Origin of the sequence: Catenuloplanes indicus, from assembly GCF_030813715.1 — a bacterium.
Lineage (GTDB): Bacteria > Actinomycetota > Actinomycetes > Mycobacteriales > Micromonosporaceae > Catenuloplanes > Catenuloplanes indicus.
In genome coordinates, this window is the sequence record NZ_JAUSUZ010000001.1 from 3,795,603 (window position 1) to 3,808,537 (window position 12,935).

The window sequence follows — 12,935 nt, forward strand, 5'->3', positions numbered from 1 at the left end:
GGGCCACGACACCGAGGAGGCCGGCACATGTCTCGATACGCAGCGCCCGGACAGGACGGCGCGATCGTCTCCTACCAGAACCGGTACGACCACTGGATCGGTGGCGAGTACGTCGCACCGGCCAAGGGCGGCTACTTCGACAATCCCAGCCCGGTGAACGGGCAGCCGTTCACCGAGGTGGCCCGCGGGACCGCGGACGACGTGGAGCGGGCGCTGGACGCGGCGCACGGCGCGGCGCCCGGGTGGGGGCGCACGCCGGTCGCGGAACGGGCGAACGTCCTGAACCGGATCGCGGACCGGATGGCGGAGAACCTGGAACGGCTCGCGGTCGCGGAGACCTGGGAGAACGGCAAGCCGGTCCGGGAGACGCTGGCCGCGGACCTGCCGCTGGCGATCGACCACTTCCGGTACTTCGCGGGCGCGATCCGCGCGCAGGAGGGCGGGCTCGCAGAGCTGGACGACGACACGGTGGCGTACCACTTCCACGAGCCGCTCGGCGTGGTCGGGCAGATCATCCCGTGGAACTTCCCGATCCTGATGGCGGTCTGGAAGCTGGCGCCCGCGCTCGCGGCCGGCAACACGGTGGTGCTGAAGCCGGCCGAGCAGACGCCGGCCTCGATCCACCTGCTGATGAGCCTGATCGCGGACCTGCTGCCGCCGGGCGTGGTGAACATCGTGAACGGCTTCGGCGTGGAGGCCGGCAAGCCGCTGGCCAGCAGCGCGCGGGTGGCGAAGGTCGCGTTCACCGGCGAGACCACCACCGGGCGGCTGATCATGCAGTACGCGTCGGAGAACATCAAGCCGGTCACGCTGGAACTGGGCGGCAAGAGCCCGAACCTGTTCTTCGACGACGTGTCCGCACGCAACGACGACTTCTTCGACAAGGCGCTCGAGGGCTTCACCATGTTCGCGCTGAACCAGGGTGAGGTCTGCACCTGCCCGTCGCGCGCGCTGATCCAGGCCGGGCACTACTCGGACTTCCTGGCCGCGGCCGTCGAGCGGACGAACGCTATCAAGCAGGGCCACCCGCTGGACACCGAGACGATGGTCGGCGCGCAGGCGTCCAACGACCAGCTGGAGAAGATCCTGTCGTACCTGGACATCGGCCAGCGCGAGGGCGCGAAGCTGCTCACCGGCGGCGAGCGCGCGGACCTGGGCGGCGAGCTGTCCGGCGGCTACTACGTACAGCCGACGATCTTCCAGGGTGACAACGCGATGCGGATCTTCCAGGAGGAGATCTTCGGGCCGGTGGTCTCGGTCGCGTCGTTCACCCACTTCGCGGACGGCATCAAGATCGCCAACGACACGCTCTACGGGCTCGGTGCCGGCGTCTGGACCCGCGACCTGAACACCGCGTACCGGGCCGGCCGGGCGATCCAGGCCGGGCGCGTCTGGACGAACTGCTACCACGCGTACCCGGCGCACGCGGCGTTCGGCGGCTACAAGCAGTCCGGCATCGGCCGGGAGAACCACCGGATGATGCTCGACCACTACCAGCAGACCAAGAACCTGCTGGTCAGCTACTCCGCCAAGGCCGTCGGACTGTTCTAGGAGGACGCCATGGTCTCCAGGGTCGACGTCACACCGGCCGCGGCGGACCTGATCCGGTCACTGCGGGGTGCGCACGGGCCGCTGATGTTCCACCAGTCCGGCGGCTGCTGCGACGGCAGCGCGCCGATGTGCTACCCCGAGGGCGAGTTCCGCACCGGCAGCTCCGACGTGCTGCTGGAGGAGATCGTCATCGACGGCGTCGCCGAACCGGTCACGTTCTGGATGTCATCGTCGCAGTTCGCACTGTGGCGGCACACCCACCTGACCGTCGACGTGGTCCCCGGCCGCGGCAGCGGCTTCTCCCTCGAAGCCCCCGAGGGCGTCCGCTTCCTGATCCGCTCCCGCCTGCTCACCGACGACGAACTCGCCGCCCTCGGCGATTGAAAGACCAGATCAAATACCGTCACCACGGTACGGGCGGCGGGCAGCCCCAGCGACGACCGTTGAGCGAATCCGTCGCCCGCACTCGCCGCGGTACGCGCGGCCGCACATCGCCGGCCGTGCGTACCGGGCGACCCGCACACCACTGATGCCGAACCGGTCCACGTGCCGGCCAGGTGCGCCACCTGCCCGAATCTCCGAAAAGTCCTCGGCCGCCGCACCCGGTGGCCGTCTCCGCCGCGGGTCCGCCACCTGAGTGATCAATCAGTGGAGCGAAAAGGAGGTCATTTAGCGAAGTTGATATCCTTCTTGCTCCACTGAGCCTTTTTCATCCTGGTGTGTGGCCTGCGTCGATGTGGTCGAGGACCAGGATGGCTTGGATGATGGTGGTGGTGCAGTGCGGGCTGCAGCGGAGTTTGGTCAGGATCTTCCATTGCTTCAGGGTGGCGTTAGCTTGTTCGCCGATGGCTCGTAGGCGGGCGTGTCCTTTATTGGCGGTTTTCTCTCCGGTCGATAGTTTGCGCCAGCGGCTGCCGCGGTAGGGGACGAGGACGTTGTCGGGGGCGCCGAGGTAGGCCTTGTCCGCGAGAACGGTGATGTTCGCGCTGGCCAGGGCGTCGATGATGCCGTGGGTGCGGGCGGCGGTGAGGTCGTGGGCGCCGCCGGGCAGGGCGGGTGAGGCCCATAGCCATGTGCCTTGTGGGCTGGCGATCGTTTGGGTGTTCATGCCGTGCCGGTGATGTTTTCCGGAGTAGTACGGTTTTTGGTCCGCGACCCGGTCGATGGGTATCAGGGTGCCATCGAGGATGACGTACGGGTACCGGCGGATCCGGTCCATGGCGGTGGCCAGATCGGGTGCGGCGGCGGCGAGCAGGGCGATGGCTTCCTGGACGTAGCGCCAGGCGGTCGTGACCCCGATACCGAATCCGGCGGCCAGGCGGGTGTAGGTGTCCCCGTTACGCAGGTGCGCCAGGGCGAGAAGGGCCTGGTCGCGGGGTGTCAGCCGCCGCCACCGGGATCGTTGCTGGTGGCGGTGGCGGCGGATATGGCCGGTGAGGTGGTTGAGGGTGCGGGTGGACAACGAGATCGTGGCGGGGTAAGACAGCACGGGCGAGGCTCCCTGGTCGGGGCATCGGATCTTGGTCGACTGCTGTCTTACCGGGAGCCTCGCACCTATCGATCTCCGGGGTCGTCATACCCGCTGCCACCTGCAAAGCCAGGATGAAAAAGGCTCACTGATTGATCACTCAGGGCTGAGCGGGGCCATTCGTCGGCGGCGATACTCCTACCTGCAGGATGAGATATCGCGCGATATTTCGGGCGCATAGCGCCCGGTTGCCACCGAGGAGCCGGTCGCCGCGGAGCCGGGGTGCCGCCGCGAAGCAAGATGCTGCGGCAGGGTCGGGTATGGCCGGCGCGAGCTGGGAATGGGCGACAGAGTCGGACCGTGCGGAAGGTGACCCCGCCGGGAGCGGGAAGTCCGAGGATCAGGTCTGCCAGGTTTTCTGGATCAGTTCCTCGTTGGTCTCGTCCGTGGCGGCGACCCGCCGGACCGCCACGGTGGCGGACTCGCCGAGCGCCTCCACCTGCGTGCCGGTGCGCTCCGCCGCCGCGAGCAGCCGGGACTCGATCTCGCGGTAGCGCGACTCGAACGCCGCACCGATCCGGCCGGTGCCCCACGGCGGCGCGGTGGACAGGCCCTGTATGCGGGTCGCGGCGGCGCGGGCGCGGGCGCGGAGATCGGCACCGGCGTCCGTCAGATCGCGGGCGGCCTGGGCGGCCCGCGCGGCGTCCAGTTCGAGATCGCTCATGCCCGGCTCACGGGGATCGGCTCGTTGGCGTCCACGGCGGAGACCGACAAGTCGGGCAGGCGGGCGCGCGGCCGGCCGGTCCTGGCCGTGAGCGCGGCGTTCGTCTCCCGGTCGACGTGCTGGGTCACCGGATCCCCCTCCCCTGGCAGGCGCCGCCGACAGTACCGGCCCGCGGCAACCGGCGGGGCCGCGGTTGGCAGGGCGGGGTGAGCTGGGTCACGATAGGCGATAGTCCGCTGCCCGACACAGGGGAAGGACGCCGATGTCCAACCCGTGGCTCGCCCTTCAGATCGGCGTCGATCCGGCCGAACGCATCGGCCAGATCCGCCGCGCACACGACGCGTTCATCAGCGGCGGTACGACCACGCAGGTCCGGAGCGTCGTCGCGGAGTCCTGGCACCGGTCCGCGGTCGCGTCCGTCGACCCGGACACCACCGCGCCCACCGACCTGACCGACGACGAGCTGGACGGATACCGTGCCGCGCATCCGCTGGCCCGCGTACTGCCGCTGTTCCGCGACCTGCTCGGCGGCATCGCGGACGACGGCGAGCACCTGATGGCGGTCTGCGACGCGCGCGGCCGGCTGCTCTGGGTGGAGGGGCACACCGCGGTGCTGCGGCAGGCCGCGGCGATGAACTTCGTGCCCGGCGCGCGCTGGGACGAGACGCACGCGGGCACGAACGCGCCCGGCACGGCGCTCGCGGTCGACCACTCCGTGCAGATCTTCGCGACCGAGCATTTCAGCCGCCCGGTGCAGCGCTGGACCTGTGCGGCCGCGCCGATCCACGACCCGGCGTCCGGCCGGCTGCTCGGCGCGGTCGACCTGACCGGCGGCGACCACCTGGCCAACCCGCACAGCCTGGCGCTCGTCACCGCGACCGCGCGGGCCGCGGAGGCGCTACTGGCCGCGCCGGTGCCCGGCCGGTCCGCGTCGCTGGCCGCGCTGGGCCGGGACGAGGCGGTGCTGACCGTGGCCGGGCGGCGGATCCGGCTGGGCCGGCGGCACAGCGAGCTGCTGGCGCTGCTGCTCCGCCATCCGGAGGGCCGCACCGGCGAGCAGCTGGCGCTGGACCTCTACGGCGAGGACCACCAGGCGCCGGTGACGCTGCGCGCGGAGCTGTCCCGGCTGCGTCGCACGCTCGGCCCGGCGCTGGTCGGTTCCCGCCCGTACCGGGTCGAGCCTGGCGTGACCGCGGACTTCCTGACCGTGACCCGGCTGCTCGACGCGGGCCTGGTCGGCGAGGCGCTGGACGCGTACACCGGCCCGCTGCTCCCCGGCTCGGACGCACCCGGCGTGATCCGTCTCCGCCGCACGCTCGACGACCGGTTGCGCGCCGCCGTCTTCGGCTCCGGTGACCCGGCGCTGCTCGACACCTGGGTCCGCACCGGCTGGGGCGCCGACGACCTCCAGGCCTGGGAAGCGCTGACCGCCGCCCTACCGCGCTCCTCACCCCGCCGCGGCCTCGCCGCCGCGCGTATCCACGACCTGACCCGTGAGTACGGGTTGTAGCCGCGCGTGTCTCTTGGCACGGCTCGGTATGGTCTTCGCAGCCGCTATATCGGGGGAGGTAACGGTGGCCCAGCAAGCGAACCGGGACGCGAACGCCGCGCTGAAGGCACGTTTCGCCGACGTCTACGGACAGTACGAGAAGCTTCGCGACGGCATGGGCGAGATGCAGACCCGCCTGGCGTCGCTGTCCGTCTCGGCCGCCGACGAGGACGAGCTGATCCGGGCGACCGTCGGTCCGCGCGGCCAGCTCACGTCGCTGGAGATCGCGCCCCGGGCGTACCGGGTCTACGAGGCGCACGAGCTCGCCGAGGCGATCACCCGCGTGGTCGCGGAGGCCGCGGCGAACGCGACCGACGCCGTGCAGGAGGTGCTCGGCGACTACCTGCCGGCCGGCACCGGCGCGATGGACTACCTCAAGGACGGTACGTTCGGCTCGCTGCTGCGGCACAGCGACTCCCGGCTGCGGGAGACGGGCGAATGACCGGCCCCGGTAACGAGCTGTTCCTCAACCCGGAGCGCGCGGCCCAGGGCGCCCGCGACCTCACCGACGCCGGCAGCGACTTTCTCAGCCAGCAGAAATCGGTCGGCGCGCAGATCCAGAGCCTGTCCTCCGGCCCGCCGTGGGGCGCGGACGAGATCGGCGCCGCATTCGAGACGAAGTACCGGCAGATCGAGACGCAGGTGCTGCAGGGCTGGGAGAAGCTCGGCACCTACCTGGAGGATCTCGGCGAGTCGGCCACCCACGCCGTGCAGCAGAGCACCGCGACCGAAGAGGCCAACGACGTGATCGTCCGGCAGGCCTGGCGAAGCAGCTAGCGCGGGGCGCGACGTGTGCTGGCTGATCTGCCCCGGGTAGAGCACACCGGCGGCTTCCCGCTGCCCACGCTCGACAGCTCCGCGTTTCCGGTACGCCGTGGCCACGGCACGAGCGCGTCAGCGTGAGGCCGGCGCCGCAGCCACGCGCCGGAGAGCGTCAGCGGCTGATCAGGCCAGGACGAGGGTGAGGGCGAGGGCTGCCATCACGGCGGCGATGAGGCCGTCGACGATGCGCCAGGCCGCGGGGCGGGCCAGGAGCGGGGCGAGGTGGTGGGCGCCGAAGCCGAGGGTGGTGAACCAGACCGCGCTGGCGGTGGCGGCGCCGAGGCCGAAAAGCCACTGGCTCGGGTCCTGGTGGGCGATCGCGCCGAGCAGGACGACGGTGTCCAGGTAGACGTGCGGATTGAGGAACGTGAACGCGAGGCAGGTCAGCAGCGTGGCGCGGAGCGTGGCCGGCGGGTGGTCGAGCGGGTTGAGCGTGCCGGGCCGCAGTGCGCGCCGGGCGGCCAGCGCGGCGTAGGTGAGCAGGAAGGCGGCGCCGCCCCAGCGAATCACGACGAGCGCGGCGGGGGCCTGGTTGAGCAGCGCACCCAGGCCGGCGATACCGGCGGTGATCAGCATGGCGTCGGAGGCGGCGCAGACCGCGACGACCGCGAGGACGTGCTCGCGGCGGAGGCCCTGGCGGAGCACGAACGCGTTCTGGGCGCCGATGGCGACGATCAGCGTGAGCGAGAAGCCGAAGCCGGCCAGCAGTGATGCCATGGGCAGAAGTGTGCGGTCACGGCTGTCTACAGGAAAGCTAAAGATTCTGCAGCACCGTTAGGATCGCTTAATGGCGCTGGACCCGGTGCAGCTGGCGACGTTCCACGCGGTGATCGCGCACGGCAGCTTCGACGCGGCCGCGCGGGCGCTGCATGTCACGCCGTCCGCGGTGAGTCAGCGGATCAAGGCTTTGGAACAGGTGGTCGGCCAGGTGCTGGTGCGGCGGGCGCGGCCGTGCGAGCCGACCGCGGCGGGGGCTTCGCTGGTGCGGCTGGGCGGGCAGATCGCGCTGCTGGAGCGGGAGGCGCTGGACGCGGCGCGCGGCGCGCTGACCGGCCGGGCGCGGGTGGCGGTGGTGGTGAACGCGGACTCGCTGGCGTCCTGGTTCCTGCCGGCGCTGGCGGACGTACCCGATGCGGTCTTCGATCTCCACACGGACGACGAGGGGCACACGGCCGACCTGCTGCGCGCCGGGACCGTGATGGCCGCGGTGACCACGGAGCACACGCCGGTGCAGGGTTGCCGGGTGCTGCCGCTCGGCGTCATGCGGTACCTGCCGGTCGCGGCGCCCGCGGTGCACGCGGCCTGGTTCGCCGGGCGTGCGCTGGCGGACGCGCTGCCGGACGCGCCGATGGTCCGGTTCAACCGGAAGGACGTGCTGCAACATCGTTTCGCGCGGGAGGTGACCGGGCGCGATCTGGATCCGCCCGCGCACTGCGTGCCGGCGTCGTCCGCGTTCGACGCCGCGGTCCGGCTCGGGCTCGGCTGGGGGTTGCTGCCGGAGCACACCGCGGGCACGGCCGACCTGGTCAATCTCGCGCCGGGCCGGTACATGGACGTGCCGCTCTACTGGCAGTACTGGCGGCTGGAGTCGACCGTGCTCGCGGCGCTGACCACGGCCGTCCGGGCCGCCGCCGCCACCGCGCTGCGCTGAAAGCCACAGCTCAGCGCCGCGCTGAAACCCGGGTTATTCCCGGATGAACCCTACCCTCACTCTCTGAGACGGTCGAGGTGCACATCGGTGACTCCGCCCTGATCCGACGGGGCGACCGACGGACGGAGGCACGACCCCGTGCGACATCACAGCAAGCTGATCAGTACCGCGCTCGCCGCGCTCCTGCTCACCGCGGCCTGCGCGACGGCGAACGACGACGGTGGCGAACCGGCCGCCGCACCGGCCGCGAGCGGCGGTCACGGCCATGAGTACCAGGCACCGCCGCCCGCGGCACCGCTGCGCGACGGCGAGCGCTTCCAGGAGCTGACCATGGCCCGGCCGTACACGCCGCAGGCCCCGGACGGCGCCACCGACGAGTACCGCTGCTTCATGATCGATCCGGGCCTGACCGAGGCCGCGTTCCTGACCGGCAGCCAGTTCCTGCCGCAGAACCACGAGATCGTCCATCACGCGATCTTCTTCCGGATGGAACCCGGCCAGGTCGCGGCGGCGGAGAAGCTGGACGCGTCCGAGGACGGCGACGGCTGGCGCTGTTTCGGCAACGCGGGCGTCGGCGACGCGGCCTGGGTCGCGCACTGGGCGCCGGGCGCGGACGAGGTGCTGCTGGACGACACGCTCGGCTACCCGATGCCGCCCGGCAGCCGCCTGGTCATGCAGGTCCACTACAACCTGCTCGCGGCGAGGACCGCGGCGAGCGGCACCGACCAGTCCAGCATCCGGCTGCGGCTGTCCGGCGCGGACCTGACACCGCTGGACACCGCGCTGCTGACCGCGCCGATCGAGCTGCCGTGCGCGCCGGGTGAGTCCGGGCCGCTGTGCGACCGGGCGGCCGCGGTCGCGGACGTGACGAAGCGCTTCGGCGCCGAGGCCGGGCAGACGGTCGAGCGGCTGAACGCGGGCTGCAACGGTGGTCAGGCGCCGCGGCAGGGCACGTCGCAGAGCTGCACGGTGCCGGTGCCGCGGCCGATGACCGTGCACGCGGTCGCCGGGCACATGCACCTGCTGGGCCGCGCGATCTCGGTCGAGCTGAACGCGGGCACGCCGCAGGCGAAGAAACTGCTGGACATCCCGGCGTACGACTTCGACGACCAGGCGATCCGCCCGCTGGACGCGCCGGTCCAGCTCAAGCCGGGCGACTCGCTCACGGTCAGCTGCACGCACGACGCCGGGCTCCGCCGCCAGCTGCCGGCACTGCAGGACCTGCCGCCGCGGTACGTGGTGTGGGGCGAGGGCACCAGCGACGAGATGTGCCTCGGCATCCTGGTGGTGTCCGGCTCCTAACGGGCGCGCAGCCGCGCGAGGAAGGCCTCCAGGACCGCCGGCATGTCGACCCTGTCCCGGTCGAGCAGCCACTGGATCTGGAGGCCGTCCATCAGCGCGATCATCGACACCGTGGTCGCGTCCACGTCCAGATCGGCCGGTACGTCGCCGTCCGCCTTGGCCGCGTGCAGCGCCTCGGCCAGCAGTCCGCGGATCCGCCGGTAGCGGTCGGTGAAGAACCCGTGCGCCGGGTGGTCCTCCGCGACCGCCTCACCGGAGAGCGTGGCGTAGAGCTGCACCAGGCCGGGGACGGTGGCGTTGTGCCGCACCAGATCCGCGATCGCCTCGATGAACGCCCACCCGCGTACGCCGTCGAGCCGGCTCAGGTCCGCACCGTCCCGCTGGTCGAGCACCTCGGCGAGCAGCTGTTCCTTGGACGAGAAGTGGTGCAGCAGCCCGGCCTGGGTGAGCCCGACACCATCCGCGATCTCCTTCAGTGAGCCGCCGCGGTATCCGGACTCGGCGAAGACCACGACCGCGTGCCGCAGGATCTCGGCCCGTTTCGCCCGTCCCTTGGTGTAGCTGCCGCGGACGCGCCGCGCGTTCGACTCGGTCACGGAGACCGAGAGTAGTGGGATCGACAGGCGAACATCGCACTAAAGCATTCTTAGGAGACTCTGAAAGATCTTGACTCCCGTGCGTACGTCGACCAGCTTCGAAAGGCGAGATCCCCTCGAAGTCAGGAGAAAAGGTGCGTTCAGGAGCCTCACGCGTACGGCTGGGACTGCTCACGGCGGCCGCGGTGGTCACCGCCGGCGGCGGGCTGGTGGTCACCGGCAACGCGCTGGCCGAGACCGGGCCCACGACGACCGCCGCGGCATGCGGCCGGTTCTTCGACGACTTCAGTTACGCCACCACCGGCGACGCCGCGTTCGCCGGTCAGGGCTGGCGCGTCCGCAACTACGCGGGCGGGCCCGGCGTCTCCGGTGCGGCCTGGTCCGCGTCGAACGTCTCGTTCGCCGATGTGGACGGTCAGCGCGCCGCCCAGCTGCGGGGTTCCACGGACGGCACCGCGGCCGGCACCACGCAGGCCGAGTTCTACCAGGCGGAGAAGCGGTTCCTGGAGGGCACGTACGCGGCGCGGATCAAGCTGTCCGACACACCGGTCAGCGGCCCGGACGGCGACCACGTCAACCAGACGTTCTTCGCGATGGGCCCGGTGCAGCGGTTCGACTACGACCCGCTCTACTCCGAGCTGGACTTCACCGAGTACCTGCCGAACGGCGGCTGGGGCACGGACGGCCCGACCAACTACCAGACCAGCTACAACGGGTTCCGTGCCGACCCGTGGGACCCGTACAACGCCAGCGACGCGCAGGACGGCAGCCTGGCCGGCTGGCACACGGTCGTCGGGCAGGCGGTGGACGGCCGGGTGACGTACTTCGTGGACGGTGTCCAGGTCGCCGAGCACACCGTGGACTACAAGGACGGCTCGCGCTCGGTCTTCCCGCGGGTGGAGATGGGCCTGAACTTCAACCTGTGGTTCATCGACCTGGCCGGGCACTCCGGCGGCCGGGCCACGTACCAGGAGCACGTGGACTGGGTCTACTACGCCGACGAGGAGGCCGTCTCCCCGGCCGAGCTGGAGGCGCGCACTGCGGCTTACCGCGCCGCCGGCACCGCGCGTGAGGACACGCTCGGCTCCTGCTGAGCCCGCGTGAACGGGAGCGGCGCCGCGATCTATCCGGCGTCGCTCCCGAACGCCAGGTGCGTGGTGATCCGGTAGCGGTCACCGCGATAGATGGACCGGGCGAACTCCACCACCCGGCCGGACGTGTCCCGGGTGGTGCGCTCGAAGAGCAGAGCAGGGGCATGCAGGGGTACGCCGAGCAGCCGCGACTCCTCCGCGTCGGTCACCGTCGGCTCGGTGGTCTGCACCGCGTCCGCCACCACCACCTCGTACCGCATGCGCAGCAGTTGATAGAGCGACCCGGCCTCGACGTCCGCCGGCGCCAGCCCGGGGACCAGCTCGGCCGGGATCCGGATGCGCTCGATCGCCATCGGCGCGCCGTCCACCACGCGTACCCGCTGGATGTATCGCAGTGATTCGCCCGGCGAGAGCTCCATCCGGCGGCCGAGCCGCGCACCGGCCGGTTCGATCCGGAAGTCGATGACCTCGCTGCGCCAGTCACCCTCGGCCGGCGGCACGGTGAAGTTGCCCGCGCTGGCCGGCGCGAGTTCCTGGGAGATCTTCCGCGGTGGCGTGAACGTGCCCCGCCCATGACTGCGGACCAGCAGCCCGTCCCGGGTGAGGTCCTCGATCGCGGCGCGCAGCGTGGGGCGGGAGACGCCGAACCGCTCGCTCAGGTGCCGCTCGGACGGCATCATCTCGCCGGGTTCGCGGCCGTCGATCAACTCGCGGAGCAGTTCCCGGATCTCGGCCCGCTTCATGATCGGGACTATACCAACCCATGGCGCAAATTTTTCCCACTGGTAAACCCCTGAGCGCCGAATAAACGGACATAAACGCCGCTAAGTGAATCCTATAAATCTGTAAAGACTCTTGACTTTAACCACTGGTTGGACCACCGTTCTCCCCAACGCGAGACACCCTCACCCCCTGGGGAGAACATCGTGATAACCACCCTGACCCGCCGCCGCGCGCTCGGCGCCGCGCTCGCGGCCGTCACTCTCGGCGCCACCGCGGCCTGTGGCGGCGCCGCGGCCGAGGACGGACCGATCACGCTCGACGTCTGGCTGATGAAGGACTCCGCACCGGACGCGGTGCTCCAGCAGATCAACGCGGAGTTCCAGGCCGCGCATCCGGGCGTCACGGTCGCGGTCCAGATCCTCGAATGGGACGGCCGCGACGTGAAGTGGAAGACCGCGCTGGCCGGCGACAACCCGCCGGACGTGCTCGAGATGGGCAACACCGACGTGCTGGCGTACGCGGCCTCCGGCGGCCTGACCGACCTGACCGGGCGTGAATTCGAGAACCGGGCGACCTGGCTGCAAGGGCTGCGCGAGGCCGGCAGCTACGAGGACCGGCTGTACGGCGTGCCGTACTACGGCGGCGACCGGGTGGTGATCTACCGCAAGGACCTGTGGGCGAAGGCCGGGCTGAGCGCGCCGCCGACCACGCTCGCGGAACTGCGCACGGCCGGCGAGAAGCTACAGGCCGCGAACGGCGCGGACTTCTCCGGCCTCTACTTCCCCGGTCGCTACCAGTACGCCGCGCTGCCGTTCCTCTACGACACCGGCGGCACGATCGCGGTCAAGGACGGCGAACGCTGGTCCGGCGCGCTCTCCACCCCGCAGGCGCGGGCGGGCCTGACCAACTGGGCCGAGCTGGTCAAGGCCGTCTCCCGGGCACCGGCCGACGCGGACGAGACGAACCTGCCGGACGTGCTGGCCGAGGGCCGGGCCGGCATGATCATCGGCCAGGCCTGGATGGTCGGCTCGATCGGCAGGGACCACCCGGAGCTGGCCGATCAGCTGGCCGCGTTCCCGGTGCCGGGCACGGCCGGGCCGATGCCGGTCTTTCTCGGCGGCTCCAACCTCGCGTCCGCGGCAGCGAGCCCGCACCCGGACCTGGCGTACGACTGGATCAGGTTGATGACCGGCACGAAGTACCAGACGCTGGTGGCCCAGAACGGCCTGCTGCCGAACTCGACCAGCCTGGCCGGCGTGGTCACCGGTATCACGAAGATCCAGATGGACGCGGCCGCGAAGAGCTGGTTCACGCCCACCTCCACCAAGTGGTCCGACGTGGACAACGCTCAGGTGCTGATGGACATGCTGCAGTCGATCGCGGCCGGCGACGCCACCGTGGCCGAGGCCACGGCCAAGGCCGACGCGCAGATCGACCAGATGCTGAACGCGGCCTGAC

Annotated in this window: 15 protein-coding genes; 9 read left to right on the forward strand and 6 right to left on the reverse strand. The window is 71.0% G+C overall.

Annotation, left to right across the window (positions count from 1 at the left end; translation table 11 throughout):
* The first annotated feature begins 27 nt into the window (after positions 1 to 27).
* Complete coding sequence (gene exaC, locus J2S42_RS17030) at positions 28 to 1,551, forward strand: acetaldehyde dehydrogenase ExaC (RefSeq protein WP_307240325.1); 1,524 nt, start codon at positions 28 to 30, stop codon at positions 1,549 to 1,551.
* A gap of 9 nt (positions 1,552 to 1,560) precedes the next feature.
* Entirely contained in the window at positions 1,561 to 1,935 is a 375-nt protein-coding gene (locus tag J2S42_RS17035; protein WP_307240327.1) for a DUF779 domain-containing protein, read from the forward strand.
* Between the two features lie 325 nt (positions 1,936 to 2,260).
* Here J2S42_RS17035 and J2S42_RS17040 read toward each other — a convergent pair whose 3' ends face one another.
* From J2S42_RS17040 to J2S42_RS17050, 3 genes are all read right to left on the reverse strand, one after another.
* A complete protein-coding gene (locus J2S42_RS17040; RefSeq protein WP_307239215.1) occupies positions 2,261 to 3,040 on the reverse strand; it encodes a transposase family protein in 780 nt (259 codons plus the stop codon).
* A gap of 379 nt (positions 3,041 to 3,419) precedes the next feature.
* Complete coding sequence (locus tag J2S42_RS17045; protein WP_307240329.1) at positions 3,420 to 3,743, reverse strand: hypothetical protein; 324 nt, start codon at positions 3,741 to 3,743, stop codon at positions 3,420 to 3,422.
* A complete protein-coding gene (locus J2S42_RS17050) occupies positions 3,740 to 3,871 on the reverse strand; it encodes a hypothetical protein (RefSeq protein WP_307240331.1) in 132 nt (43 codons plus the stop codon). Before J2S42_RS17050 ends, J2S42_RS17045 begins: the two co-directional genes overlap by 4 nt.
* Positions 3,872 to 4,005: 134 nt before the next feature.
* On the opposite strand from J2S42_RS17050, the gene J2S42_RS17055 reads away from it, so the two are divergent.
* From J2S42_RS17055 to J2S42_RS17065, 3 genes are all read left to right on the forward strand, one after another.
* Positions 4,006 to 5,253 carry a GAF domain-containing protein gene (locus J2S42_RS17055; protein ID WP_307240332.1) on the forward strand — a complete coding sequence of 416 codons (1,248 nt, stop codon included), beginning with the start codon at positions 4,006 to 4,008 and terminating at the stop codon, positions 5,251 to 5,253.
* 64 nt (positions 5,254 to 5,317) lie between these two features.
* On the forward strand, positions 5,318 to 5,734 hold the full coding sequence (locus J2S42_RS17060) for a YbaB/EbfC family nucleoid-associated protein (protein ID WP_307240334.1): 417 nt from the start codon (positions 5,318 to 5,320) through the stop codon (positions 5,732 to 5,734).
* Positions 5,731 to 6,069, forward strand: coding sequence for a hypothetical protein (locus tag J2S42_RS17065; protein ID WP_307240336.1), 339 nt, complete (start codon positions 5,731 to 5,733; stop codon positions 6,067 to 6,069). Before J2S42_RS17060 ends, J2S42_RS17065 begins: the two co-directional genes overlap by 4 nt.
* 168 nt (positions 6,070 to 6,237) lie before the next feature.
* Here J2S42_RS17065 and J2S42_RS17070 read toward each other — a convergent pair whose 3' ends face one another.
* Positions 6,238 to 6,831: a LysE/ArgO family amino acid transporter gene (locus J2S42_RS17070; RefSeq protein ID WP_307240338.1), complete on the reverse strand. Its 594-nt coding sequence runs from the start codon at positions 6,829 to 6,831 to the stop codon at positions 6,238 to 6,240.
* 70 nt (positions 6,832 to 6,901) lie between these two features.
* On the opposite strand from J2S42_RS17070, the gene J2S42_RS17075 reads away from it, so the two are divergent.
* Positions 6,902 to 7,765, forward strand: coding sequence for a LysR family transcriptional regulator ArgP (locus J2S42_RS17075; protein ID WP_307240340.1), 864 nt, complete (start codon positions 6,902 to 6,904; stop codon positions 7,763 to 7,765).
* A 138-nt stretch (positions 7,766 to 7,903) separates the two neighbouring features.
* Positions 7,904 to 9,067 (forward strand): monooxygenase, encoded by a 1,164-nt coding sequence (locus J2S42_RS17080; RefSeq protein ID WP_307240343.1) that lies wholly within the window; start codon positions 7,904 to 7,906, stop codon positions 9,065 to 9,067.
* On the opposite strand, the gene J2S42_RS17085 is transcribed toward J2S42_RS17080, so the two are convergent.
* Positions 9,064 to 9,663, reverse strand: coding sequence for a TetR/AcrR family transcriptional regulator (locus J2S42_RS17085; RefSeq protein WP_307240345.1), 600 nt, complete (start codon positions 9,661 to 9,663; stop codon positions 9,064 to 9,066). The genes J2S42_RS17080 and J2S42_RS17085 overlap by 4 nt on opposite strands.
* A gap of 134 nt (positions 9,664 to 9,797) precedes the next feature.
* On the opposite strand from J2S42_RS17085, the gene J2S42_RS17090 reads away from it, so the two are divergent.
* Positions 9,798 to 10,757 (forward strand): glycoside hydrolase family 16 protein, encoded by a 960-nt coding sequence (locus J2S42_RS17090; RefSeq protein ID WP_307240347.1) that lies wholly within the window; start codon positions 9,798 to 9,800, stop codon positions 10,755 to 10,757.
* A 29-nt stretch (positions 10,758 to 10,786) separates the two neighbouring features.
* On the opposite strand, the gene J2S42_RS17095 is transcribed toward J2S42_RS17090, so the two are convergent.
* A complete protein-coding gene (locus J2S42_RS17095; RefSeq protein WP_307240348.1) occupies positions 10,787 to 11,497 on the reverse strand; it encodes a GntR family transcriptional regulator in 711 nt (236 codons plus the stop codon).
* 183 nt (positions 11,498 to 11,680) lie between these two features.
* Here J2S42_RS17095 and J2S42_RS17100 point away from each other — a divergent pair, with 183 nt between their 5' ends.
* The gene (locus J2S42_RS17100; RefSeq protein WP_307240350.1) at positions 11,681 to 12,934 is read left to right on the forward strand and encodes an extracellular solute-binding protein; all 1,254 of its coding nucleotides are present in this window, start codon (positions 11,681 to 11,683) and stop codon (positions 12,932 to 12,934) included.
* The last annotated feature ends 1 nt before the right edge of the window (position 12,935 follow it).